Annotated in this window: 20 protein-coding genes; 6 read left to right on the top strand and 14 right to left on the bottom strand. The window is 47.1% G+C overall.

Features of this window, described 5'->3' with window-relative positions; genetic code table 11:
• Window positions 1-167: 167 nt before the first annotated feature.
• The 7 genes from AC3A8L_RS00005 to AC3A8L_RS00035 all read right to left on the bottom strand — a co-directional run bounded on the left by AC3A8L_RS00005 (window position 168) and on the right by AC3A8L_RS00035 (window position 8,787).
• A complete protein-coding gene (locus AC3A8L_RS00005) occupies window positions 168-659 on the bottom strand; it encodes an RNA polymerase sigma factor (RefSeq protein WP_487960153.1) in 492 nt (163 codons plus the stop codon).
• Window positions 660-773: 114 nt separating this feature from the next.
• A complete protein-coding gene (locus tag AC3A8L_RS00010) occupies window positions 774-1,514 on the bottom strand; it encodes a L,D-transpeptidase family protein (protein WP_487960154.1) in 741 nt (246 codons plus the stop codon).
• Between the two features lie 64 nt (window positions 1,515-1,578).
• Entirely contained in the window at window positions 1,579-2,604 is a 1,026-nt protein-coding gene (locus AC3A8L_RS00015; protein ID WP_487960155.1) for a FecR family protein, read from the bottom strand.
• Between the two features lie 338 nt (window positions 2,605-2,942).
• The gene (locus tag AC3A8L_RS00020; RefSeq protein ID WP_487960156.1) at window positions 2,943-4,100 is read right to left on the bottom strand and encodes a hypothetical protein; all 1,158 of its coding nucleotides are present in this window, start codon (window positions 4,098-4,100) and stop codon (window positions 2,943-2,945) included.
• Between the two features lie 119 nt (window positions 4,101-4,219).
• Window positions 4,220-6,595 carry a transglutaminase TgpA family protein gene (locus tag AC3A8L_RS00025; protein WP_487960157.1) on the bottom strand — a complete coding sequence of 792 codons (2,376 nt, stop codon included), beginning with the start codon at window positions 6,593-6,595 and terminating at the stop codon, window positions 4,220-4,222.
• Window positions 6,582-7,838: a DUF58 domain-containing protein gene (locus AC3A8L_RS00030; RefSeq protein ID WP_487960158.1), complete on the bottom strand. Its 1,257-nt coding sequence runs from the start codon at window positions 7,836-7,838 to the stop codon at window positions 6,582-6,584. Before AC3A8L_RS00030 ends, AC3A8L_RS00025 begins: the two co-directional genes overlap by 14 nt.
• A complete protein-coding gene (locus AC3A8L_RS00035; RefSeq protein ID WP_487960159.1) occupies window positions 7,810-8,787 on the bottom strand; it encodes an AAA family ATPase in 978 nt (325 codons plus the stop codon). The genes AC3A8L_RS00030 and AC3A8L_RS00035 overlap by 29 nt, the downstream gene beginning before the upstream one ends.
• Before the next feature lie 468 nt (window positions 8,788-9,255).
• On the opposite strand from AC3A8L_RS00035, the gene AC3A8L_RS00040 reads away from it, so the two are divergent.
• The 4 genes from AC3A8L_RS00040 to AC3A8L_RS00055 all read left to right on the top strand — a co-directional run bounded on the left by AC3A8L_RS00040 (window position 9,256) and on the right by AC3A8L_RS00055 (window position 15,191).
• Complete coding sequence (locus tag AC3A8L_RS00040; protein WP_487960160.1) at window positions 9,256-10,527, top strand: NAD(P)/FAD-dependent oxidoreductase; 1,272 nt, start codon at window positions 9,256-9,258, stop codon at window positions 10,525-10,527.
• A gap of 84 nt (window positions 10,528-10,611) precedes the next feature.
• Complete coding sequence (locus AC3A8L_RS00045) at window positions 10,612-13,293, top strand: nitrate reductase (protein ID WP_487960161.1); 2,682 nt, start codon at window positions 10,612-10,614, stop codon at window positions 13,291-13,293.
• Window positions 13,294-13,629: 336 nt separating this feature from the next.
• The gene (locus AC3A8L_RS00050; protein ID WP_487960162.1) at window positions 13,630-14,235 is read left to right on the top strand and encodes a PaaI family thioesterase; all 606 of its coding nucleotides are present in this window, start codon (window positions 13,630-13,632) and stop codon (window positions 14,233-14,235) included.
• 53 nt (window positions 14,236-14,288) lie between these two features.
• Window positions 14,289-15,191 carry an SAM-dependent methyltransferase gene (locus AC3A8L_RS00055; protein WP_487960163.1) on the top strand — a complete coding sequence of 301 codons (903 nt, stop codon included), beginning with the start codon at window positions 14,289-14,291 and terminating at the stop codon, window positions 15,189-15,191.
• Window positions 15,192-15,241: 50 nt separating this feature from the next.
• Here AC3A8L_RS00055 and AC3A8L_RS00060 read toward each other — a convergent pair whose 3' ends face one another.
• The 6 genes from AC3A8L_RS00060 to AC3A8L_RS00085 all read right to left on the bottom strand — a co-directional run bounded on the left by AC3A8L_RS00060 (window position 15,242) and on the right by AC3A8L_RS00085 (window position 21,538).
• The gene (locus tag AC3A8L_RS00060) at window positions 15,242-16,483 is read right to left on the bottom strand and encodes a GGDEF domain-containing protein (RefSeq protein WP_487960164.1); all 1,242 of its coding nucleotides are present in this window, start codon (window positions 16,481-16,483) and stop codon (window positions 15,242-15,244) included.
• Between the two features lie 215 nt (window positions 16,484-16,698).
• A complete protein-coding gene (locus AC3A8L_RS00065; RefSeq protein WP_487960165.1) occupies window positions 16,699-17,223 on the bottom strand; it encodes a DUF2937 family protein in 525 nt (174 codons plus the stop codon).
• Window positions 17,224-17,275: 52 nt separating this feature from the next.
• Window positions 17,276-17,731: a hypothetical protein gene (locus AC3A8L_RS00070; RefSeq protein ID WP_487960166.1), complete on the bottom strand. Its 456-nt coding sequence runs from the start codon at window positions 17,729-17,731 to the stop codon at window positions 17,276-17,278.
• 33 nt (window positions 17,732-17,764) lie between these two features.
• Entirely contained in the window at window positions 17,765-19,516 is a 1,752-nt protein-coding gene (gene tfpB, locus AC3A8L_RS00075; RefSeq protein WP_487960211.1) for a type IV pilus assembly ATPase TfpB, read from the bottom strand.
• Window positions 19,517-20,020: 504 nt separating this feature from the next.
• The gene (locus AC3A8L_RS00080) at window positions 20,021-20,686 is read right to left on the bottom strand and encodes a thiol:disulfide interchange protein DsbA/DsbL (RefSeq protein WP_487960167.1); all 666 of its coding nucleotides are present in this window, start codon (window positions 20,684-20,686) and stop codon (window positions 20,021-20,023) included.
• 195 nt (window positions 20,687-20,881) lie between these two features.
• Window positions 20,882-21,538 (bottom strand): c-type cytochrome, encoded by a 657-nt coding sequence (locus AC3A8L_RS00085; RefSeq protein ID WP_487960168.1) that lies wholly within the window; start codon window positions 21,536-21,538, stop codon window positions 20,882-20,884.
• Between the two features lie 210 nt (window positions 21,539-21,748).
• Between AC3A8L_RS00085 and yihA the strand changes: the two genes are divergently transcribed.
• On the top strand, window positions 21,749-22,456 hold the full coding sequence (gene yihA, locus AC3A8L_RS00090) for a ribosome biogenesis GTP-binding protein YihA/YsxC (RefSeq protein WP_487960169.1): 708 nt from the start codon (window positions 21,749-21,751) through the stop codon (window positions 22,454-22,456).
• Here yihA and pip read toward each other — a convergent pair.
• A complete protein-coding gene (gene pip, locus AC3A8L_RS00095; RefSeq protein WP_487960170.1) occupies window positions 22,453-23,424 on the bottom strand; it encodes a prolyl aminopeptidase in 972 nt (323 codons plus the stop codon). The genes yihA and pip overlap by 4 nt on opposite strands.
• 494 nt (window positions 23,425-23,918) lie before the next feature.
• Here pip and AC3A8L_RS00100 point away from each other — a divergent pair.
• Window positions 23,919-25,827, top strand: a 1,909-nt coding sequence (locus AC3A8L_RS00100) for a TonB-dependent receptor plug domain-containing protein (protein WP_487960171.1), incomplete at its 3' end; no start/stop codon positions are given.

Genomic DNA, 25,827 nt, shown 5'->3' on the forward strand with positions numbered 1-25,827 from the left:
AGTCGCGGCGGTGTTCGTAGTTTTTACTGTTAACTTTGTCAAAGCCACACAAAAAACTCCGTCTAACACAACGGCTTGTAACATTGTAAAAAGGGGTATCGTTTATTGATACCAATTGGCTGCGCGGTTGAGTCATGGTTGCTTATCCAGTACTTTATGGTTTAACACTAGATAATATTGTTGAGGGAGTCAAATAACGGATTTTTTAAGAGGTTGAGTTCTTTATGCTCTTTTACTGATTTAACGAGTGCCTGTCCTCGTTTTTTCCCATCGAGTGTTGAGGGCACGCTTTCTATGGCGGCGAGCAGCGAGGGGTTATCGTCCAGTGTGGCTGTGACAGCATCATTCTTGCCAAATTGCTTATGCCACTGCGCGATCTCGTTGCGGGTGATCTGGAATAGCCAGGTTAGCAGCGATGCCTCGCCACGGTAGGTGTGTAAATAGCGCATGGCATTGGTCAGGCTCTGCTGAACAATGTCGTGGCAGTTGGCTTCGTTATCCACACGGCCACGGCAAAAACGGTACATTTTATTAAAATAGGTTTGATAGAACCGCGTAAAAGCCGCCTCATCACCCTTGAGCAGTGCTTTCACCAGCAATACATCGGCTTGATGCATAGCATTGGCGGAGCGATTAAATAAGCGAGTCACGATCGACATGGTGTTAGAGCCAGCCTTTAAGGGGGATACGCAGGTTAGAGTGTGCTGTGGCGCAAAATCAATCGCGGGGTGTGAGGTTTTTTGGGATAGCTCTTCCTGCGCTTAGCCTAAGACTTATGATGGGGTGTTCGCGGAGCTTGCCGATGTTTTCTGGTAGGGTTTAAAGGCTTCTTCAATATTTTGGTATAGCTCATGTACCCAGGGTTTACTGCCTTTGGGTGGGACTAGTGCTTTAATTCTGGGGTCTGATGGGGCAATGATTACGTTAATATTTTTGATACCTACATCGTTACTTACAATGAACAGCTCTTCAATGGCGCTATTACCCATGGCCAAGCATCCAATTGAAACGGCGTTGCCGTGGATAAATATATTCGACCCGGGCTCTGTTCGGTTTTCTTTGCTTGCCCACTTTAGGTCGAATTTGTTGGGGTAATTGATTTTCATGGAAAGGTGGTAAGCGCTATTGGGGTTGAGTCCAATAATTTTGTAAATTCCTTCCGGTACTTGCCTATCTCCCTCTCTTAATTTAGGTCCCAACTTCCCGCTCGCGGCTTTTATATCGTATGTTTTTATCGGAGCCCATTGCGTTCCATTCGAAGCCCAAACTTCTAACAAATCTGTATCTTTACTGGCTAAAAAGGTGATTTTTTGAGGAGGGTATTGAATGCCTGCTTGTTTGAAGTTAGAGGCGATACGGGCTCTTGATTGTTCACCGTATCGGTTTTCAATATCTGAAACAGTACGTTGCCCCACTGTTTTCGCATAAACGGGATGCCAGAGGCCACGGCCAAATGCTCCAAATATAAACAGCAGGGTGATCGATAGTGAATAGAGTAAAATTTTAGTTTTCATGGCTTATTCTCAATAATATAGGCATTTTAAAATTTTTCCTTTATCCAATATTTAAGTGTACCGCTTAATAATCCAGTTGCCCGCCCACCATAAATGCCCTTCGATGCTCTTCAATGATAAATCCTGTGCTTAACAATATTGCTGGAAGTTCTTGGCTAATATTTTTGCTGCTGATGCGGCCAACACCGAAGTGGCGTAGTTTGGTTTGTTGCGCAAGTGCTTCTGATGCGTAGATCACTTTTTTGCCTGTCATGCGCGAAGCCCATTGTAGTAACTCATGGGCAGAGGCGTCGTAAAGATTGAAATCGGCTTCTGTGTTGAGTGTCCATTGCCAATATTCATCGCTTTTGGCGACATGTTGCGTTTGGGGGTTACCGGTATGATCAAGAGTGAGTGAATCACCGAGATCGGCAGAGGTTGATGCGTAGATGACTTGTGTGGGTGTCGTTATTTTTGCTGTGCCTTCGCGCATGGTGATATGCAGCGCTTGTTGGGTAACGCGTACTTCGTATTGGGTGCCGATATCGGTAATTTCGCCAAAAGGGGTCACGACAGTAACCGAGGTGTTTTGCGCGGAGGCATCAATATAGACGCGGCCAGCATGCAGCTGTATGCCGTGATCGAGCAGTGTTAACGCTGTGTTTTCATCTAGCGTGATGGTTGCTGTGTTATTCAATGCGATATTGGCTTGGCTATTATCGGCGGTGTTAAAGGTATCGCCTTGGTAAAGTGTGGCTGCGCTATGGCTTGGGTGCTTATTTCGGTAAAAGTCACCTTGTGCCAACATAATTGTCGCGACTGCAGATGGCTTTTGGGCGGGGAATAGCAGCGGTGTAATCGCGAGTAAAGCCATTAAAATAATAACGCCTGCGATAGCGCCGAAAAGCCAATTAAGCTTGCGACGATTTTTTTTAGGACTGGCCTTTTTTGCCGGTATTAACACGGGATTGAAGGGGGTTGTTTCTTGTTTTTCGACCGTGTCACTTTTGGGTGGCAGGTTAAGCGGGCTAGTGGTGATGGCCGAGCGCCAACCCACTTTAAGGGTGTATTGCCTGAGGGGCGGTGGGTTTTGCTGCGGTGAGGAAGTCATTTTTTAACACTTTATATCGGTGGTAATTTCAGGGCGCTAGATTATCAAGGGCTCTGCGATGGTCAATGTTAACGTGTGATTATTACTAAATTATTCGTAACTGTTCAGGTGGGTTAGAAATAATGCCCACCTAAAAGGCGAATTGATTGTTTTCTGGGCATTCAAGCGTCGGGAACGCTTGCATAGCGCCCATGGATGGCATGAGCGGCCCAGAAAATGGTCAATTTGCCGGCCTATTTGAGCATGGCTGAATAGTTACAATTATTCACTGTTCTGCGCACTACACACGCCTGTGCGTTGAGCCGGCGTGTGTTGAGGTCTGTTTTTCTTACGCTGGATTAATACGGTAAGCTGAAGAGATTTTGCGCTGTGGTGAAGTTTTCGAGCGGCAATGCGATAACGGTTGAGTAATCAATACTGCCGTCATCATCGTAATCGGCCGATAGGGTCACTTCCTCGGTATTAATGCGATCGATAAAAAGTTTGCTGCCGCCAGATTCCAGTAAAAAACTGCCCTGCACGATGCCGTTAACAGTCCCCATCGGTTCGATTGTTGAGAGGGTGTAGTTAAATCGTTCACCACCCTTTGTCGCGTCAATACTGCCCGCAATATAGGTCAGTTGTTGCTGGTCTGTGAGCTCAAAGACTAAGCTAAAACCGTCGTATTTAATGCTAGAGAGGGGGGAGGCATCGGGATTATTGATCGTACCGTGTGCGGCAAACATTGTGGTGCTGTGGGTTTTCTCTGCATTACTGAGTGCCGTTATGCCAAATTCGCCATCTACCCAGTAAGTTGAGGTGACCGTATCGGAAATTCGAGTATTACTGTAATCGTCAAAATTTGCGAGTAGGTCTGCGCTAGCATCCGATGTTTCTTTGTCGACTTCTAAGCTAGTGGTTATCGCGAAAGCGCCGCCCTGTGTAACAAGGTCGGTATGGTTACCATTAGTGCAATCAATGAATTCCAGTGAGATAGCGGTTTCGATCGCAGAATTTGTATCGTTATCGCGAAGCTGTGTGGGTTCACGTTGAATATTGACTAGACCGCTGGTGGAGCAATTTTGAATTGTCGGAGCTACAGGGGCAGCGGTCGTTAGGAGTTGTAGGTCAGAGTCTGTCGTCCATGGACTGTCGTCTTCAAGTGTAAACGGCTGCCCTGCATTATCAGCCGAGGGATCGAAGGATTGGAGTTGCAGATCAGCGTTGCTGGTTAAAGCGAGCTCGGTTTGCCCTGCATTAGCATATAGCGCTGTTTGCTGATTAATATCAATCGGTAGCTGGGGAAAGGTAGACAGCGCCACTTTCGACAGGGCAACGGCTTGATCATTGTTAAGGGTAGGGGAGGTGCTATTTTGCTCTGCTGCGCTGCTATTAATGCTATTTCCGTCGCAAGCGGCAAAGCCGGCAATGCAAAAGCCGAGCATGGCTATTTTGAAGTATTGCTCGGTAACAGTTATTAAGCACTTAAGTCGGCCATTTCCAGTGGGGTCGTACATATTCACAATCCTTTCAAGGTATGCCTTATTCTAGCCGATTTACGGCTTCAGTTGTGCTGGCGCGGGTCACAAATTGTGATTAGCGGGCTGGTTCCCTGCTACGGGGTATGCCTCGTCTCTTAAGTTTTGGCTGATAGTGTCTGGCGTAGCAGTTTGTCTAATAGCTGTTGCAGTTGCTGGAGTTGCTCACGGTTTAAGGGGGTGTGACTGTAGTGGTATTGGTTGAACAGTGCGGCTACCTGTTGGCGTTGTTCGCTGGATAAATAACTACGGCCCACCAATGCGGTAAAGCGCTCGATCGTTAAGCCCGGCTCGGGGTGCTCGGCTCGGTTGTTGAGGGCTTTGTGCAGCCAATGCAGTTGTTGTTTGATGGATAATGCGGGGCCTTTATCTAAGCGATAAAGCCAGTAGCGGTTTTGTACGGTGCCGCCATGTTTGTGCCATAAACGATAGCCAATGATAGCGATTACGGCCAAGGCTAACCAAAGCCACCACAATGTGAATACCACAACTTTTACAGCGGCTAGCGCTACGGTCACTATTAGCGTGAGGCTATACCAAGCCGAGCGCATCATACCGGCCAAGCTGAATGTTTGGTCGCCACCGGTTTCTTGTTCTATACGCTCAAGTTCGCGAATGTATTGCTGAATTTTTTCGGCGGTTACACCGCTATTGTGTTCGGGTGTGGTGGGCATGGGGTAGTAGGCGGTGGGCTCTAATAGCATCCATCCGCGATCGTCTACGTAGGCTTCTACCCAAGCATGACCATCTAATGCGCGAACTTCGTAATAGCCGGTTAATGGGTTTTGGTTGTGCGCGAGCAAACCGGTAACTACCCGTGCCGGTATGCCTAAGGTGCGTAGCATAATGGTCAGTGCGCTGGCAAAGTACTCGCAGTGGCCTTTGCGCGTTTCGAATAAAAAGCTGGCGAGGGGAGTGTAGTTTTGCGAGTTAAATATAGATTCAAAATCGTAGTCGTATTGGGTACGCAGAAGCGTTTCTAGGGCGATAGCTTGTTGCTGTTGTTGATGCTGGTCATGTTGATGCTGTTGCTTGCCAGCATTGGTCGGTATTTTTGCGTTATCGCGTGCGAGTACATAGATTCGTGGATCAAGGTTCGCAGGAAGTGTTAGGTAGTGGCCGAGGTTGGCTAGCCGCTGCTGTTGGGCTTGCCGTTGGTTTTCGTCTAATAGCTTTTGGGTTTCTGGGTTGGCTGCGGTAACGCCTTGGGTTTTGGCGGTTAATTCACTGAACAATCGGCCATCGACCATAATGAGCTGTGCTTGCGCACCATATACCGTGCCAGCCTGCAAAGGCCCAGGCGCAAACCATTGGCCAAAGGCATCGTGGGCGATAACGGTGGCGGGGAAGTCGAGTTCGGTGAGTTGCTCGGCAAAGGGGATATTACTGCGCATAGTGCGTTCGATATGGACTTGGTAATCGACCGTCATGTGCTGCGCGGCATTCGAAGCGGCTAGGGTGGATAGTTCGGCTTCAAAATGGCCACGTTTAAGGCGTTTTTTGTGTAGCTGTTGTTTTGATTGCGACCAGCGCTCGCCGTCAAACTGGTCGAAGACGCGGGCTTTTAAGTACAGCGGTACGTCGCTTTTAACCCGTGCGACTATCGCGTTACTTAAACGTGAGGATTGGCTATCGGGGTTCTGCACCGAAAAGCTTTCGTCAAAACCATCGTATTGATAGCTGTCATCGGCAATGGGTTGCTTAGGTTTGCTGGCTTCGGCGTTGTCTTCATTATTGTTTTGTGGCTCGGCTGGCTCGGTTTTATCGTCATCGCTGGGTGGTTTATCGGCCTCTTGTTCCCAGCTGGCATTTTCGTAAAAATGGTCCGACCCACCAGCGTGCGCGCCAATATTGCCCGCCGGAAAACGCGGCATTAATAAGTAGATTATTAAGCCTAAGGCTAGGGTTGCACTGGCTAATTGGGCGTTGTGTTTGAATGGCGGCAGGGCGCTGCTAGTGCATTGCACGTTTTGCTGTGAAGGGCTTTTGGTGAGCGTGAGATAAATCGTTTTTAGGGTAAATGCGGCCGCCAAACCAAAGCCGGCCATAAACAATAAATAGTGGCCTGTTTTCGCATCGGCAGCGCCGGCTAATAGGCAAACAAAACCAATCAAAATAGCGCTGTATATACGGTTGTTGTGATCGGCGCGTACATTCATTGCAAGCTGGGCTACCACCAGTAATGCCATAAGGCCGGTGATTAAATCTGTACTGAACAGTAGCCCCAAAAATACGGCAATACCGGCGCCGGCGATGCCTTCGGCAATTTTGTGGCGTTGCTCTAAGGTGCTAGGCGCGGCGCTTAGGGTAAACCACATTAAACCTGCCGTGCACAAGCTTAGCGCTAGCCCAAGTTCGCTATAGTGCAGCCACAAAAAACCCGCTAAGCCTATAGAAACACAGGCGCTGCAAAGTAACTTTAGGCTGGTGGTTAATGGGGGCTGTTGATTGTCGGCTTCCTCAGTGGTTGTCATTGAATAACCGCTCTAAATTATCGCTGGCGCGAATGGGAATGATCACCTGATTACCTTGTAGCGTTACCGCTTGTGCGCGTGCGCGCATTAATGGTTTTAAATAACTTTGACTATCGAAAACACATTGCCAATGCTTTTGATGCTGGGGCGGGCTGCTGGTAATGGTTTCTAAGCTAAAGCTAATCGCAATGCTGGTACGTGAGTATTCCGCCAGCGCTTGCTCCACTTGCTGCTGGTAGTACTCCGTTTTTTGCGGTTGCGATGTCACTTCGGCCAGTTGTTGGTAGAAGTCTGTTAATTGGTGGCTGCTTGCAATCCGGCCCTGGCATGCGCCGGCATAGACGGTATGAAAACCTTGGCGCAGGGCGTAATCGGCTAGTGATGCCGCAAGTATTAAGCTGTGCTCTAGGGCATTGCGCTCGCCGTCGCCGACATTCAGGGCGTCGGTATTATTGATAATGAGTAGCAAGCTGGGTTGCTCAAGCTGCTCGTATTCACGCACTTTAATATCACCGCTTCGGGCGCTGGCACGCCAATCGATACGCCGGTAATTATCGCCATAACGGTAGTCGCGCAAACCTAAAAAAAGATCATCACCATGGTGTTGCTGCTTGGGGTGGTCGTCGCACTGGTTGGCACCGTTAAGCCAGCGAGTAGGCAGCGTGCGAATATTGATGAGCCTAGGGTAGATCGTGCGTTCGGCGGTAGGCGTAGTGAGCTTTTTGCGAAAAAGAAATAGCCCAAACGGATAGGCGCAGTGCGCTTCGATGTGACCGAGTTGGGTGTGCCCGCGCTGGGTTGTGGGCACGCGGTAAGTTACGTGTGCGGCCTTGCCCTTAGGGTGAATGCCGCTGATATGGGCACTAAGGGGCTGGTCGTCTTCCTCTGTCGTGTCTTGTGGCAACCGCAGGGTTATTCCGTATACCGGCTTAAGGGCTTGAAGGTGAAGCGCAATGGTTTGGTCGTTGCCCGCATGAACGGGAGCAATCGTTAAAAAGCGTGCGCGAACGCGGGCGAGATAAACCCACGGAACAACGGCCGATAGCGTGAATGTAGCGAGTAGCATGGCCACTATGCCGTACAGCAGCGCCAGGCCGCGATTCCATGCAATAAAGCACAGCGTAAATAACAGCACCCACACGACGAATCGCACTTGAACAATACGGTAAAACCGCTGTTGCCAGAGTTCGGGAATGGCCAAATTATTGCTCGTTTTACTGTGCGGCATTGGGCTTGCTGTCATCGCTTTCGCTTTTGGCGACGCCGGGTACGGCAACGGTCTTTAAAAGGTTGGCGACCAAGGTGTCGGTTTGGCTGGTACTTTGTTGGCCGCGGGTGATTAAACGGTGGTTGAGGATGGCGGGCGCAACAGCCTGCACATGCTCTGGCGTGACAAACTCTTGCCCACCAAGGTAAGCCTGCGCGCGGGCGGCCTGCATTAAGGCAATGGCTGCACGGGGGCTGGCGCCAAGGCGAATATCTTTGTGTTCGCGGGTGGCTTCTACAAGAGTAACAATATAGCGCTGAACCTCGTTATTCAGCGTAACCTTCAAACAGTTTTGTTGCCACATCACCAACTGCTCTTTGCTGACCAAGGCTTGAATGTTTTCAATAGGCTCCTGCTGTTGATGGCTCTGCAGGATAGTAAGTGCTTGCTCTGTGCTGGGGTAACCCAAATGTAAGCGCATAAAAAAGCGGTCTAGTTGGGCTTCGGGTAGTGGAAAAGTACCGGCAAATTCAATGGGGTTTTGGGTGGCTACGACCATAAATGGCTTAGGTAACGCGGCGGTCTTGCGGTCGATAGTGACATTGCCCTCGGCCATCGCTTCTAAAAAAGCAGATTGCGTTCGCGGTGACGCGCGGTTGATCTCATCAACTAATAAAAGGTTGGTGAAGACGGGGCCAGGTAAAAATTTAAAGTCTTGGGTGTTGGGCTGATAAATATTGCCGCCGAGCACATCGCTGGGCATTAAGTCGGGCGTACATTGGATGCGTTTAAAGCTAAGGGATAAGCTTTTGGCGAGGGCTTTGGCCAACGTTGTTTTACCTAAGCCCGGCACATCTTCTAGCAATACATGGCCGGAACACAAGAGCGCCACAAGCAGTTGGTTGATAACACTTTCGTGGCCAAGGTAAACCGATTGCAATTGCTGTTTAAGCGGCGCGATCTCGGTGGCGATAGAAGAGCTCATGGCATTTCCCGTAGCAATAGTTGTAGCGATAGTTGTAGTAAAAGCTTTAGCAGTGGTTGCAGCAAGAGCTGAAGCAATAAATAGGCTGGGCGTAAGCCATATTAAAAGTGTGAGCAGGGAATATAGCTTGGGTGCTGTAGGCGCGTCATCCCTTGGTGTTATTTAACGTGCCAAGCAGGTAGTCAGGTGCGCCATGGGCTCGCAATTTAAGATGGAGCCTGTCGCCGGCCCACTTCTTGCTTTAGCTACATATCTGCGTGTAAACCTCTGTGTCTTGAGCTTAAAGCCCAATACTAGTGCGTGACGAGGCACGAGTTGGGTCGTTTTCCCTCCCCGTATTGGACTTCGCACGTAATGTTTCGCACCAATAGTGTGCTTTTTGCACCAAGCTAGTTCCTTTATCGGGGCTTGCGCAGGCCAAACCCGACTTTGAAGGGCGTTGTGCGCCCGAATTAACCTGGCATAACTATGAATCACGATCAACAAACGTCGACAAAACAACAACTCCTTATTGTGGGTAACGGCATGGCGGCGGGCCGAATGGTGGATGAGCTGATGGCTCGCGATCCGCAGCGTTTTGCGATTACTGTTATTGGTGACGAGCCCCACGGCAGTTATAACCGCATTATGTTGTCCCCGGTATTATCGGGCGAGTCTACCGCGTTGAGTATTATTCAAAAGCCGGCGGCTTGGTATGCTGATAACGGTATGCGCTTTCTGGCTGGTGTGCGCGTTTTACGGATCAATCGTCAGCAAAAAACGGTGGACTGCGATAATGGCGAGCAGGTGTCGTACGATCACCTTATTATGGCAACTGGCTCGCGGCCAGCGCGCATTCCCGCTAAAAACCAAGACATTACGGGGGTGATGGCTTTTCGCACCTTAGATGATGTTGATACCATTCTGGCGTTAGGAGAAACCGCCAAGCATGCGATTGTTGTCGGCGGTGGTTTGCTCGGTTTAGAGGCGGCTTATGGCATGGCTGTTAGGGGAATTGATGTCACTTTAATTCACCGCAGTGGTTGGTTGCTGAATCGTCAGTTAGATGGCGATTCTGGTGCGCTGTTGGCAAAAGTGATGGCCCATAAAGGGGTGCGCTTTCGCTTGAGTGCGGAAGTTGTTTCTTTTAATGGTAGCCGCCGAGTCGAGAGCGCAACACTGACGGGTGGAGAAACGCTACCGTGCGATATCGCTGTAATAGCGACAGGCATTACGCCAAATGCTGAGCTGGGTTTTGAGGCTGGCCTTAAGGGTCGTCGAGGTATAGAGGTTAACGATTATCTTGCCACCAGTGATCCAGCGATTAGCGCGATAGGCGAATGTACCGAGCATAATGGTGAGACTTTTGGTTTGGTGGAGCCGATTTGGCAGCACTGCATTAGCTTGGCCGACCGGCTTGCTTTGAATGTAAGTACCGCGTATGAAAATATGCCGGTTGCGACAAAGCTAAAAGTTTCTGGCGTACAGGTTTTTTCTGCCGGCGAATGGTTAACCACCAACGAGCATCGCGAAGTGGTTTATAGCGATACTGCGCGTAATATTTACCGCAAGCTCCTACTGAAAAACAATCGTATTGTGGGCATTGTATTTTTTGGCGATGTTCGCGATGGACAGTATTTTTTCGAGCTTATGGAGCATGGTGTCGCGGTGGCCCAAGCGTTGCCGCAGTTGTTAATGGGGCGCGCCTTCTGTAGCGAAGTACCTCAAGCGGAAGCGACCTCTGAAGTGGTTGCTGCTTAGTTTTTCACTGTCGTGTTTCATCGTTAATCTATTTAATTTAAAGCTGCATTTTTGTGGCTAAATAAAGTTTGATCAGGACTGTTTATGTCGTCACTCATTGCCACCGTAAATTCAGCCGAGCCACAGCAAACACATGAAACAACGTGTTGTTACTGTGGTGTGGGTTGCGGTGTGACAGCCACGGTTGAAAATAATACCTTGGTTGCAGTTAAAGGCCGCGAAGATCATCCGGCGAATTTGGGGCGGCTTTGTGTTAAAGGCTCTTCATTACACCAAACCCAATACTCGCCCGACCGATTATTAAAGCCTCGCTTACACGGCAAGGATGTGAGTTGGGATGAGGCATTGGATTACAGTGCGAATAAGTTTAACGACATTATTGCGGAGCACGGCCCTGATGCGGTTGCGTTTTATTTAAGTGGCCAGCTATTAACCGAAGACTACTATATTGCGAATAAGCTCATTAAGGGGTTTATTGGCACGGCCAATGTCGATACTAATAGCCGTTTATGCATGGCCAGCGCGGTAGTTGCGCACAAGCGTGCGTTTGGTAATGATGCGGTGCCGGGTTGTTATGAAGATCTAGAAAAAACCGATGTTTTAATTTTAGTCGGTTCGAATGCGGCTTTTGCTCACCCAGTCACTTTTCAGCGTATTGTTAAAGCTAAGCAAGAGCGCCCGCATATGAAAGTTGTGGTGCTCGACCCCCGCCGCACAGCCACATGCGATATTGCCGATATTCATATTCCTTTAGCGCCAGGCAGTGATGCTTACTTTTTTAATGGCTTGCTCAGTTATTTAGCGAGTAACGATCATTTAGATAAGGAATATATCGAGCAATACACCGAAGGTTTTGAGGCGGCGATTGATATTGCCCATACCCAAAGCGGCAGTGTGCAGGCGGTGGCGCAAGTGTGTGATGTGGCAGCGCCTTTAATTGAGCAGGTGTTCTCGCTGTTTGCGCAGAACGAAAAAGTCGTGACTGTATTTTCGCAAGGTGTTAATCAATCTTCATCGGGGGTGGATAAGGGTAATGCCATTATTAATTGCCATTTAGCCACCGGTAAAATTGGTAAGGAAGGCGCCTGTCCTTTTTCGATTACTGGCCAACCGAATGCAATGGGCGGAAGAGAAGTGGGCGGGTTAGCGAATCAACTCGCGGCGCATATGGGTTTTGATAGCCAGGAAAATATTGATCGAGTGGCCAACTTTTGGCAGGCGCCCAATATGGCACAAAGAGAAGGCCTAAAAGCGGTCGATATGTTTAAGGCTGTGGACGAGGGGAAAATTAAAGCAATTTGGATTATGGCGACTAATCCGGTGGTGAGTATGCCAGATGCAGATTTCGTTAAGCGCGCGCTTGAAAAGTGTGAGTTGGTCATGGTGAGCGAAGTGATCGCTGATACCGATACCGCCAAAACGGCGGATGTTTTATTACCAGCAACCGGTTGGAGTGAAAAGCACGGCACAGTGACGAATTCAGAGCGCTGTATTTCATTGCAAAAAGGTTTTTTGCCACCACCAGGTGAAGCCAAACACGACTGGGATATTCTAGCGATGTTTGCGCGTAAGATGGGCTTTGAAGAAGGTTTTAATTACGAGCACCAAGCTGATATTTTTCGTGAGCATGCAGCGCTATCGGCATTGGATAATCAACGTTCACGCGCATTTGATATATCGGCAATGGCGAATATCAGTAATGATGCCTTCGATACAATGGAGCCTATTCAGTGGCCTGTAACAGTGGAGCAGCCGAAAGGCACAAAACGTTTATTTGCCGACGGTTATTTTTTTACGCCATCAACTAAGGCAAAATTTATTGCCATTACGGCTCGCTTGCCAGTGCAGCCGCCTAAGGTTGATGAAGTGATCATGAATACGGGCCGGATTCGCGATCAATGGCATACCATGTCGCGCACAGGCACCGCGGCTAACTTATTAAGCCATACGGAAGAGCCTTATGTCGATGTTCACCCTGATGACGCTAAGCGTTTTACCTTGGCGGAAAATGAAATCGTTGAGCTATCTAACCGTGGTTCGCGTTATTTAGGCCGGGTGAAAATTAATGCGGCGCAGCGAGTCGGCGAAGTTTTTGTGCCCATGCACTGGAACAATAAATATGCTGCCAGTTCGCGTGCGGATGCATTAGTGAACCCTTTTGTCGATCCCATATGCGGTCAGCCGGAATTCAAACACAGCCCCGTTAAAATTAAACCCCATGCAACTGTGTGGGCCGGCTTTCTGGTGACCACTAAAGATTTTCAGCCCGCGTGTGATTACTGGACAAAAATGACTAGCGACATCGGCTACCGTTATCGTTTAGCCGATCTGCAATCTGTTGAATATTCGGGTTGGTTAAAACAACAGTTTCCTGAAATTACGGATTGGCAAGAGCTAACCGATAGCGAGCAAAAATACTATCGTGCGGCAGGCTACAGTAATAATAAGTTGGTGGTTGTCTTTAATGCTGAAGCGGGGAAATCTATGCCGCAAGAAGGCCGTTGGTTGGATAAGCAGTTGGGTAGCGAATTAGATAATGTTACCCGTTATGCAATTCTAGCTGGGAACGAGGGTAACGGTGGAGCAGACGAAGGTGCCATTATTTGTTCGTGTTATCAAATTGGTGAGAATACGATTAAAGAAGCCATTGTGGCCGGTTGTAGAAGTACGCAAGCGTTGGGTGAAGCATTAAAGTGCGGCACCAATTGTGGGTCTTGCATCCCTGAGTTGAATGGATTAATTAAACAGGTTGAATCGCTTACCTAAATTTAAAGTCGACATTACACCCTTCTTGTGGCGCATGGTAAAGGTATCCATGCGCCATTTTTTTTGTTCATTTTAAACCGCGCGTGGCGTTCAATACCTTCATATGGGGATTTTGGTGTCATTAACACAAAAAATATGCCGGCTTTTTGTCTAAATACAAAAAAAACAGTAATAAAAATTGCGCGCGCCAAATTTTATTACTAATAGTTTAAGTGTCATTAGCATTTTTAATGAATGGAATCGTGTTGCTCGGCAGTGAAAATAGAAGAGGTAAACTCAACTATTTTCGAGCGACGCTCGGCAAGAGGCCATAAGCTACCTACGAGGTATTGTGACATGAAGCTAGTAAGTCATTTTCCAGATTTCTCAATGCTTGCCATATTGGTTGAGCGCCTCATTAAACAGTCCTTTCCTTCTAAATTACGTGACCGAATTGAGCCTCCCGAATTAGGGGAAGAATTAATTCCGCCCGGTGTGAAATCCAGCGTCTTTAATGGCTTTGTAACTTCAGGTAACAACAGTAATGGTTTAAAGCTAAAAATACATCACGACAAAAAAGGTGGTGTGTCGTGTTGCTGGCAAGTTGGGCGTGCTTTTGAGGGGTATCCCGAAACACTTCATGGTGGCGTTAGTTTTGCCATTCTCGACGAGTTATTAGCGTATTCAGTGTTTGATCGCTACAGAACTTTTGCGGTGACACTGACCAGTAAAACACAATGGCTAGGCCGTATAAAAGTGGATACAGAAATTACGGCTAAAGCCACGGTTGTACGAAAGTTTTGGCGTTTCGTTCGCGTGGAAGGAAAAATATTTAATAGTAAGGGGCGCGTTGTTGTAAAGATGCACAGCACATTTTATATACCGACTAAAAAGGAGTTTAAAAAAATTATGAACCTTTCTGTAATGCCATCCGAGTCATTGCCTTATTGCGGCGCGGATTAATTCTAATTAATAAACAAATAAAACCAATAATTATTAATGAAAAGGGGTTAGTTATGCAAAGTTGCTTAGTGGATATTCTAGAAAAAGCACCTGTCGAAGCAAGGGATCTTTATCAACAATATAGTTTGGATGAGGAAATTAACCGTATTGCCTATCACTATGAAGTAGAGCCTGAATTCTTTCGAATAGTGACAGGGGGGGAGTGGAATAACTATTCATGCTCAATGTGGGAAGAGGGCTTTACTTTAACGCAGGCGCAAGAGAAAAAGCTTGATGAGTTTGCGCGTATGATGGGTCTTAAAAAAGGCATGCGTATACTTGATGTGGGGTGCGGCTGGGGCGGCCCGTTAGTGTATCTGTGTAAAAAATACGGTGTAGAGGGGCATGGCATTACCATATCGCCAATGGCTATACCCATCGCTGAGGCGCGGGCCAAAAAGCACAATGTTAAAGCGACCTTTGAGGTTATTCATTGGAAAAATTTGCGTGCGATGGAACAGTTTGATTGTGTCTACAGTGATGAAGTTGTTGTGCACTTTAATGATTTGGGTGGCTTCTTCCAAAAAGCGCATCAACTCCTGAAGCCAGGGGGTATGATGGTTAATAAGGAATTACACTTTACGCATTCTAAGCACAAGCATGCTATTGATAAGCTGAGCCAGCATATTAATAAGGTTTACGCTTACACCGGTAATTATCGAACATTAACTGATGAGTTAAATTTGATTGATGATAATGATTTTCAGCTCAAGGAGATATTGGATATCCCCATTTCCGATTATAAAAAGACGATCTCGGAATACTGGCTTAAAAACTTGAATGATAACCGGGCAGAATTAGAAAAAATGACCAATAAAAAACATGTACAAGATTTTAAACTTTACCTTAAGGGGATTTGCCGAATATTTTCAGCGGATGTTTTTGGGTTACACATTGTTGGTTCAAGAAAAGTATAAGCTGAAAGGCTCCTTGCTGGAGCTTTTTTTCATTTTTGGTTCTTCGTAACTTAGTAGCTGGCTAGGGCAACTTGATTGCTGCCATTTTCTTTGGCGCTTGTTAAAGCTCTGTCAGATTTTTTGAAACTGTGTTCAAAATTGTTATGCATGTCCATACGGCTAACGCCAAAACTCAGGGTTAGTGATGGAAGGGGTTTCCCTTCGGCGCGGAAGGTATGAATGTTGAAAGTTTTTCTAAGTTGCTCGCAGAGTGAAAAGATATCTTGCCTTGTGCCACCGGTGCTGAATAATAAAAACTGCTCGTTCCCCCAGCGCCCAATTTCTTCATCTTCCGATAAATGACTTTTAATCAGCGTGATAGCATCTTTTAGGATGTGATCACAGGCTTGATGTCCGTATTGATCGGCTATGGCGTTGAAGTTATCGATGTCGAATAAGCATATCCAATAATGAGTTAGCGTTTCGGAATTTAATAACGTATAAGCAAATGTTTCAATGCCCCGCCTATTAAGCGTTTGGGTTAGGGGATCTATTTGGGCGGATGTTTTTAGTGACTCATACTCATAATTAAGTAGGCGCAAAGAGTTCGAGGCATAATCTTTTTCGCGTCGCATCTTCAGGGCGTGGGTAATGGCTTCGGCGATTATAAAAATAATCCAAAATATTATAATGCTGCGATAAAGATCTTTGGCTGCAATCCATTTTCCGCTAGCCATGATGCGTTTAGGGGTAATGGTATGAACGCCTCTTGATGCGGTATGGGGAATATGTAGCATCATTTCCATGACGTTATCGAAGGCTGGTCGAGTGTGCTCACGGCGAATTTTATTCTCGGTGACCCACCAGTCAGAGATGTTAAGCAGCGAAAAATCAATAAATATGGGGGCGTTAAATTCTTCTTTTTCTATATAGGCTTCCGCTTGTTTAGCTTTACGTAGTTCTTTATTATTTTTGAGTTCGAACTCTACATTGCGCAGTGCAAAGCGTATGCGTTCTGCTTGACCGGTGTAATCGAACTCCAGCAGTAGACCATCATATTGGCTTAAGTTGATTCCGGTAATTCCAGTGTTATCGTCTTGGTTGTTTGAGGCTTGTGGAGTTTTGGGGTGATTGAAAAATTTTACAGTGAGGCCGCAAAAGGGATAGATCACTCCGTCTTGTAAGAGGCATTCAGCGGTTAGGCGTTTGGAATCTTTCCATACTGTGGTGCTATTTCCTCCATCCCACTTATCGCTATATATGTTAAACATTGTGCTGGGTAAGGGGTAAAGTACCATTTTTTTGTCGGGCACAAATGGATACACCGCCAGAATAAGCAGTGTTAGCACTATAGCGCTAAGGCGGAGGGTTTTGAGTGTCATGGGCTGTATGGTGGCAATATTTTTGAGTCATGCGCACTATTGCATTTAACGGCGACGAAGTAAAGAATGTTGCTTTACGCGCCATCGCGGTGTTAATGCATGCGTAGGGGGCTGAATAATTGCTATTTTATGTGGGCTAATCTGTTTTATAGCGGTTTGCTGGCTGACTTTTTAAGGCGTCGCCTTAATTTGACGCGACGTATAATTTTTACGGGGCTGGCCATTGCCAAGTTAAAAACTAAAGCCGCCAATGCGCAGAGTAGTAAATACCGTGGCGAGAGAGGAATACCAGGTTCAAAGTGTGCTATCACCCGCTGCAGTGTTTCGTGGCGGGATGGATGTAGCATGTAATATGTTTTTCTCCATAAGGGCTCGTCATTAAAAATATTCATGCCAATTTTGAGTGAATTAAAGCGATTGATGAGGGCCTCTTTGTTTTTGGCGTCCTGCCTAACCGATGCGAGATTACTTCCTTGGTGGGCCGTAATGAGCGCATAAACGTCGGCGTAGCTATTTTGTTGTGCAAGTAGGTGGATTGCATCAACTTCTTCTTTTGTGGCGTCGTAATAGCCTGATAGATATTGTTTGTAGTGATCTGCAAGCAGGGGGAGTTGAAAAAAAGCGAGCAGTACAGCACTGAAAATAAGCTTGTCGAGAATACCACTAATCACTTTCTTGCCCCCTTTTCGTTGTTGCTTACTAACGCGGTAATAGGGTTAACCCCTATTCACTGAATGCATCAATGTATTCATCGCTATTCCATTTAAGCTGTTTAGCATAGAGCTCGGTGAATAAATCCATGATTTCGATGTATTTTTTCTTGCTGATGATATTTAAAACAACATGAGTGTAGAGATACGCGCTCACAAACATTTCTCCGGGATGGTTAATGAGGTCTTCTTGTAGCTCATTAAATATATGCCGGTAGACTGCAAGCCGTGTTTCTAGCATATCTGTTTTGTTGCTGATATTACGAAACATAAAGGCATGCATTACACCGAGTGCCGTAAATGCATCTCTGTCGCGTGCAAGTTCTGAAGGATCGTCTTTACTCACGAATGTACCAAAGTAGCGCTCCCGTTTTAGTAGTGTCGCAGCTGTTAAAGCTTCTAATATTTCTTTTTCCCAGTGTTTAATTTTGCGGGGCAATTTTTTTTGAAGCGATACTACTGAACTCATTCTTGCTGCCTTAAATAACGTGTTGAAGCGGAATTAGGTATATTTCTGCACGGGTGGTGCAACGCGAAGTACTTCTTCTAATGTTGTTACGCCCTTTGCGATTTTTTGTGCGCCGGATAAACGCAGTGTTCGCATGCCTTCACGCATGGCTTGTTGGCGTAGTTCATTGAGGTCGGTAGTTTCCGTAATGATATTGCCTAAGCCCTCGCTCATTCTGAGTATTTCGTAGAGGCCTTGTCGGCCGATATAGCCGGTGTTACGACATTCCAAACAACCCGCCGCCTTAAAAATCTTTTGGGGTTTAGCGACTTTCCAGGGTTTGACGAGTAAGTCCCAATCTTCTTGGGATATTGCATCGGGCTCTTTGCATTCGGGGCAGAGGGTGCGCACCAAGCGTTGGGCCATAATACCTAAAATGCTGGATTTTAAGAGGTAGGATGGAATCCCTAGGTCGAGTAAGCGAGAAATGGATGTGGGCGAATCATTGGTGTGTAAAGTACTTAGTACTAGGTGGCCCGTTAGTGAGGCTTGAACGGCCATTTGCGCGGTCTCGAGGTCGCGAATTTCACCAACCATAATAATGTCGGGGTCTTGTCGCATCAGTGTGCGAATGCCGGCGGCAAAATCTAGCCCGATATTATGCTGCACTTGTGTCTGGTTGAACGCTTCCTCGACCATCTCGATGGGGTCTTCAATGGTGCTGACGTTAACTTCGTCGGTAGCCAATGTTTTGAGGGTGGAATAGAGGGTGGTTGTTTTTCCAGACCCCGTTGGCCCGGTGACTAATACAATGCCGTGGGGATGGTCGATCATATCTTTCCAGCGCTGAAAGTCATCGCCACCCAGGCCTAGGTCGTCAAAGCTACGCAAGAGTACGTCGGGGTCAAAAATCCGCATGACCAATTTTTCGCCAAAGGCGGTGGGTAGGGTTGATAGACGCAATTCGGCCTCGGTGCCGTCGGGTGTTTTTGTTTTAATGCGCCCATCTTGTGGCTTTCGTTTTTCAGCGACATTCATCCTGCCTAAAATTTTAATACGGCTGGTGATGGCGGTGGCAACGTTAGCGGGGAATTCGTAAATTTGATGTAAAACCCCATCGATACGAAAGCGCATGCGAGCGACTTCGCGACGCGGCTCGATATGAATATCACTAGCGCGTTGGTCAAAAGCGTATTGAAGTAGCCAGTCCACAATGTTGACAATGTGCTGGTCGTTGGCTTCTGGGTCTTTCATGCTTCCCAGCTCGAGCAGTTGCTCGAAGTTGGTGACATTACTGGCAGCTTTGCTTCCGCCCTTTGCGCCGCTAATGGACTTTGCTAGGGAGTAAAATTCGACGCGATAGCGTGCGATATCGGAAGGGAGCGATAGAACACGCTTGATGCGACGCTGGCTGGTTTGCATCAATTGCTCAACCCAGCCATCTACAAAAGGTTGGCCTACGGCAACGGTTAACTCGTCTGCATTTATTTTGACGCACAATAAATCATGCCGCTTGGCAAATTGGTAGCTCATTACGCCGGCGAGTTCTGCGACTTGCAGTTTCATTGGATCGATGTGAAAAACTTGCAGATTACTGGTGTCTGCAAGCCAGGCGGTAATGGCCATCTCGTCCAGTTTTTTGCCTGGCCGTGTGAGGTCGTCTAGGGCTTGGCTCGCAACATAACTTACAGGGTGCATTGATGTTTGTTCGGGCGTTCGACTGGTGCCCAGTAAGTGGTTCATTGCTTCCATATCAATACGACCGCTTTGCTGTAGATCGGTCAATATGTTTCGCAGGTCGAGCATGCGGTCTGCCACGTGAAGCCTCTTGCTGAATAATTGGGTGATCAGTGTAACGCCTCGCGAGGGGTTTCGATATTGGCTTGGCGGTGATGCGGTTCTCTAAATTGAGTGTAGTAGTAGTTGCTGTCCTTTGTTTGCCTAAAGGGGTGGTGAAGCTAGTTGAATGGCGTGCTAAAACGGTTCGAATTCAGCATATTTATATAGACTTTAACGTGTTTACAAGAGTTTAACGTATTCATAATAGCTTGGGGTATTGCTGGTAACCCCCCGCTGGTTACGTGGAGGGCAGTTTTTTATTAGAGCTTTACTTGGGTTGTATTTGAAAATGGTATTGATCCAACTTACGAGGCACCGAGATTTCATTGTGCGCTTGAAGTTGACGGGGTAGCAATGAGCGAGAGGCGGCCAGCTGGCGGGGTGTGGCTTGTGCAATAAATCACCGCTGAGCCTGTATTACAGCTATAAAAAAACCCGCTAACGCGGGTTTTTTTTTGGGTTGGGTATCAATTACTTGCGGAGTTTCTCAACAAGAAAGTCGACAACTTCTAGCATTTCTTTTTGTCCGCCGGCTTTTGTTGCGCTTACTCGATAGTAATCTGCGACAACGATTTCAGGGGTGCTAGAAATTTTGTATTGTTTCTGGCGATCGTCCGCTTGTTTAACTTGTCCTGCAACAGCGAAGGAGTTCATTACGCCAACAAAATTTTTGCCGTCGAAGCCTGCTTTGTCTACCACGCTGGCAATTTCGGCATCATCTAACAGTGTTTTGCGCTCTTTATGCATAGCATCAAAGAAGGCTTCGTGAAGCTTGTCGAGGCCTTGTACTGCCTTGGCTGCATAATAAAGCTTGGCGTGTGTCCACATCATGTCTTGCGGTGAGCCCGGGCGGCGTTGCTTCCACATGGCGGGCGATTGAGTGAAGTTTACGTAGTCAGGTGCCTTTTTAGACCAAGGCCTAACTAAATCTTCAAACTTGTAGCAGTGGCCGCAGCCGTACCAAAAAACTTCAGTGACATTAACTTTGCTTGATTTTGTTGGCTTGGTTGCGCCGGCAATAACACTGTAGTGCGTGCCTTCTTCAAAAGTTTTGGCTGGTTTAGCTGGAGCCGCTGTTTCTTCTGCACAAGCAAACAGTGGTAGTGCTAGGCCAAGAATAAGTGCTGCAATACGCATGGGTTTTCCCCTTAATTGTTTTATTTAGTATTAAACGTCGCGATTTGAACCTTTCCCTATAGGAAAAGTTCCCTTGCAAGTTATGAGATTTCCCTCAATAACTCGCATGCGGGTTTATCTCGGTGTGTGGCTAAGTCTAATGCAGTTGAGATGACTGAGGGCTTAACAGTTAAGCTAGCCCCCAGTGGTGCTCAATTAGTGTAAGCCTGCTACAAAATTTGCAATAGCTGTAATTTCAGAGTCAGTCATGCGTTCAGCAATGCTGCGCATTATCTTGGCGTCGCCGTCATTCGTTCGCTCGCCAGCCCTAAAGGCTTTTAATTGCTTGGCGACGTAATCTGAATGTTGTCCGCTAAGGCGAGGGTAGCCTGCTGGCGAGTTACCTTGACCGCGCGGAGAATGGCAGCCTGTGCATGCAGGGATACCGGCTTCTTTGTTTCCTGCTCGGAAGAGCTTGGTGCCAAGAGCAAGTGCATCAACTTCTTCGCCTGAGTTTACCAGTACTTTCAGTTCCTTTGAGCCTGAAAGTTGGGTGGCTTTGCTGTCGTAGTAGGCGGCAATGTCGGCAAGGTCTTGATCGCTGAGGTTAGTCAGTAAGCCGGTCATTTCAACGACGGGGCGAACACCGCTTTTGATTTCTTGCAGTTGTTTCAGTAAATACTTTTCGCCCAACCCTGCTAGTTTGGGGAAGGTTGCCATCGCACTGTTGCCGTCTTGCCCGTGGCATGCGGCACAAACGGCGGTGAGTGCTTGACCTTTTGCGGCGTCACCACCGGCATTCGCTAAAGGTGCCAAGGTTGAGCTAAGTGTTACGCTAAGCGCAACAACCATGGGGCTGAAGAGTTTGTTCATGCTTATTCCGAGGGTTAGGTCCGTAGGTTAAGTTTTACAGTCGTTTAGTGTTATAGAACAGTTGCACTGTTTACCATAGCAGCTCGATTATAGTGCTGCGTTAAATCAAAAAAGTGAATTGTGAGTTAAATGGCGGGCTTTGATGGCCCTCAGCGCTTTGCAGTGGCATTATATACACCCCTTCGATAGAACTCACCTTTTGTGGACACCATGTCTGTAGCTATTAATTTTCGTAGAGCTGAATATCTGATCAGCGCTCAAACTTTTGCTCAATGCCCTTCTGAAGAGGGTGCTGAAGTCGCCTTTGCTGGGCGCTCTAATGCGGGTAAATCCAGCGCCATCAACCGTTTAACGGACAATGGCAAACTGGCCCGAACCAGTAAAACACCCGGCCGTACACAGCTATTAAACTTTTTTAGCTTAGGTACTGCAACATTGCGGCTGGTCGATTTACCTGGCTACGGCTATGCGAAGGTCCCCCTGGCCAAGAAAAACGAGTGGCAAAGGCATTTGTCTGAGTATTTGCAAAAACGCAAAAGCTTAATGGGCTTGGTGCTTTTAATGGATATTAGGCATCCATTACGTGACTTTGACATGATGATGTTGGGTTGGGCTGCGGAAATGGGCATGCCTGTGCATATTCTTCTAACCAAGTCAGACAAGCTTAAGCGTGGTGCCGCGAAGAAATCATTGTTTGAGGTTGCTAAGTATTTGTCAGCCGAAAATCTAACTGATCTGGTCAGTGTTCAGTTATTTTCGGCCAGCAATGGTGATGGCGTTGGCGAGTTAGAGGGCGTAATGCGAGATTGGTTGTTGCCCGCGCAGGACGGCAGCTCTGGTGGTGAAGTCGAGCCTTATCCTGAAATGCCGGTGACTGTGCCGGTGCCTATGCCGGTTAATCTCCCCGAGGAAAATTAACCCTGTAGGTCACCTTCTCCAGCGAGTTGCTCTGCCATCTCATTCGTAGCCTTAACTAGGGCGTCGCAAATGGATGGCTCGTGAGAGGAGTGGCCAGCATCCCGTATGATGTGTAATTCCGCCTTAGGCCATGCTTTGTGTAAAGTGGTTGCGCCATCGAGCGGGCAAACCATATCGTAGCGGCCGTGAATAATAATCCCCGGAATATCCGCTAACTTGTTGGCGTCACGAATAATTTGATTGGGCTCTAAAAACGCCTTATTCACAAAGTAGTGCGCTTCTGTGCGTGCCAGTGACACGGCCATGTGCGGTTCACAAAATTGATGAACAACATCCGGGTTTGGGCGCAGTGTTGCACATCGGCCCTCCCATTGTGACCAAGCTTTGGCGGCTCCCATTTTGGCTAGTTCGTTGGCGCCAGTGAGTCGTTTGTAGTATGCCTGAATCATCTCGCCGCGTTCGGCTTTTGGGATGGGGCTTGAGTAGTCCTCCCAGTAGTCGGGGAATATGCGGTCGGCCCCGCTTTGGTAAAACCACTCCAAATCTTGGTCGCGGCATAAAAAGATGCCGCGCAATATCATCCCCAGTACTTGTTCTGAATGGGCTTGGGCATAGAGAAGTGCCAAGGTCGACCCCCATGATCCGCCGAACAGCAACCATTGCTCGACCTTCAGGAATTTTCGAATCTGTTCTATGTCAGCCACAAGATGGCCCGATGTGTTGTCGTTAAGGCTTGCATGCGGCTTGGATTGCCCTGCGCCGCGCTGGTCAAACAGTATGATCCGGTATTTCTCAGGATCAAAGAAGCGACGATCGAAAGAGCTGGTGCCAGCGCCTGGGCCTCCGTGTATAAAAAGAACAGGTATCCCCTGAGGATCGCCACTTTCCTCGATATGCAAGGTATGAGTGTCGTCAACTTGTAATGAATAGGTTTGGTTCGTTCGAATTTCTGGAAACAGGCATTGCATACTGCTCTCCCTCATTTAAAGGCCTGCAAAGAGATTAGGCTACTCAGCTTTATTAAACAAGGCGCCTGCAGATCAAAAAATAATCGCTAAATGCTGTTGGTTGAAAATCATGCTTTTCAAGAGAGCATGCTGGGTGGCAAAAAATCAAATATAACCAATATCATTGCAACATTTACCTTTTCTTTCGTTGTGTAACATCAATGAATGTACTAAAGTGTGGCGAATTTTGTAGAGTAACCATAGTTAATGGTCTATACAGAACTACATAATAAATCTAATAAAAACGCTTTACGATGTACCTAGGCGTTCGCTTAAGGTTTCTAACCAATGCTAGGGATATTGCCTGAACACTTTTTGTACAGGTTGTTTTTCTGGGTTGTTTTTTGATCAATGATGTTGGCGTAAGCCATGTTATTAGTTTAAAAAAAACCGTTCTATTCAAATTAAAAAATGAACGGTATTGATAATTACATCAACCACCAATGGAGAGTCCTATGGGAAGTCCTCGTCAAATGTTTAAGAAAAAAGTTCTTGCTGCCAGTATTGCTGCGCTAGGAAGTGTGAGTTACTCAGCTATTGCCGATGATAGCGCCCCTGTAGAGGAAGTGCTTGTAACAGGTATTCGAAGCGCTTTAGAGCGATCTGTCGAGATCAAGCGTAGCTCAAGCCAAATTGTTGAAGCTATTACGGCTGATGACATTGGTAAAATGCCTGATCAGAACGTGGCTGACTCGTTACAGCGCGTGCCTGGCGTGCAGATCGATCGCGCTGGCGGTGAAGGTACAAAAGTACGTATTCGTGGCCTAGGTAATAACCTCACGCTTTTGAATGGCGATGCATTTATTAGTGGTTTGGAATATTACCAGGCGGGCGAAGGACGTACCGAATTTGACGGTTCACTCGAAGGTGTTCCTTCAGAGCTTTTGGGTGGCGTTGAAGTTATTAAAACAGCTCGCGCTTCTGATGTTGAAGGTGCAGTTGGCGGTATTGTTAACCTTAAAACGCGCAGCCCTTTAACGCTAAAAGAACCTGTAATTGTCGCTAGCATTAAAGGTGATATTGGTGCTGAATCTTCGGACTTCAAACCAAATGCTACCCTTGTTGTTGGTAATAGTTGGGATAATTTCGGTGCTATTTTTTCTCTTAGTGCGGCACAAAAAACTGTACAAGTAGATGAGGCCCAAAACCTTAACCGCAACAGTTTTGGCTTCCAAACTACCCCTGGTGGCGAAGACTATGTTTTGCCAGGTATGCAATACGAAACTGATAAATCGTTTGAGCGTGAGCGTATTGGTGCGTCATTAGCATTGGCGTGGGCACCAACTGACAACAGCGAATTTACTTTCGATTGGTTTCATACATCACTCAATATCGATGATAGCTCGTACTCAATGAAGTACACTTTAAATACTGATGGCGGCGCTCTGCTCACAGATATGCCTTATGGCATAGATGGCAATGGTGTTGTAACCAGTGGTAGCTTCTCTACATCTGGCGAGAACAATTCTTTCCGCGATATTACAGATATATCAACAGACAATTTCAAACTTGGCTTTAAAGTTGATGTTGATAAGTGGGCGTTCGATGGTGGTTTATCATTTGCGAGCTCTGACCTTGAGAAAAATGCAGCATTTGCTGACGGTCGCTACCAGCCTTATGGTGTTCAGCATATAGATGGCGCTGGCCCTGGCTGGGTCAATTCACCAGTGAATGTTGATCCTGCTATTGAAGCGATGGCCGGTGATCGTTATATTTCCATGTCGCAAAACTCTTCCGGTACGCCGAGTTGGGCATTGAGTCCTAAAGCTGTTGCATCATTGAATAATCCTGGCAGCCTTCTTTATAAATCGAACTGGGCCTATGGTGACCGCTCTACTAACGATTCGTTAACTCTTACTGCAAATGCAACTTACGACCTTGAGTTTGGTGACGTAAAAAATATCAAGTTTGGTTTTCGCCATGCTAATAGTGAAGTTGATTTTACTGAAGGTCATTATCAAGTTGACCTAAGCTGTGGAAGCCTCCCCCTTGATGGATCAGTTCAAGGTGTAGGTGCTTGTATTCCTGACGGCCACAATTTGGGTGATATCGATGGCGATGGCATATCTGACAACCAATTGTGGGGGCCAACTACTCGATATGTAGATGCTAATATTTCTAACCCTGCTTTTGATGATGCATCAGTAACATCGACGGGTCAAAATGTTGGAGCGGTACTTTATGGTGCTAATGCTGGTCGTTGGGGGGGGACATCTGTTGGTGTCATGCCTTGGAGTTTGTTTACTGATAAGCCTGAATACTACACAAATAAAAATGACTTCTTCCCCTCTGGTGGTGGCGTGTCGTCGGGTTTGTTTGCTGACACCTCTAGAATGGGCAATGCTTCTGCTTGGTTGTCTGAAA

This window comes from Marinagarivorans sp., from assembly GCF_982758155.1.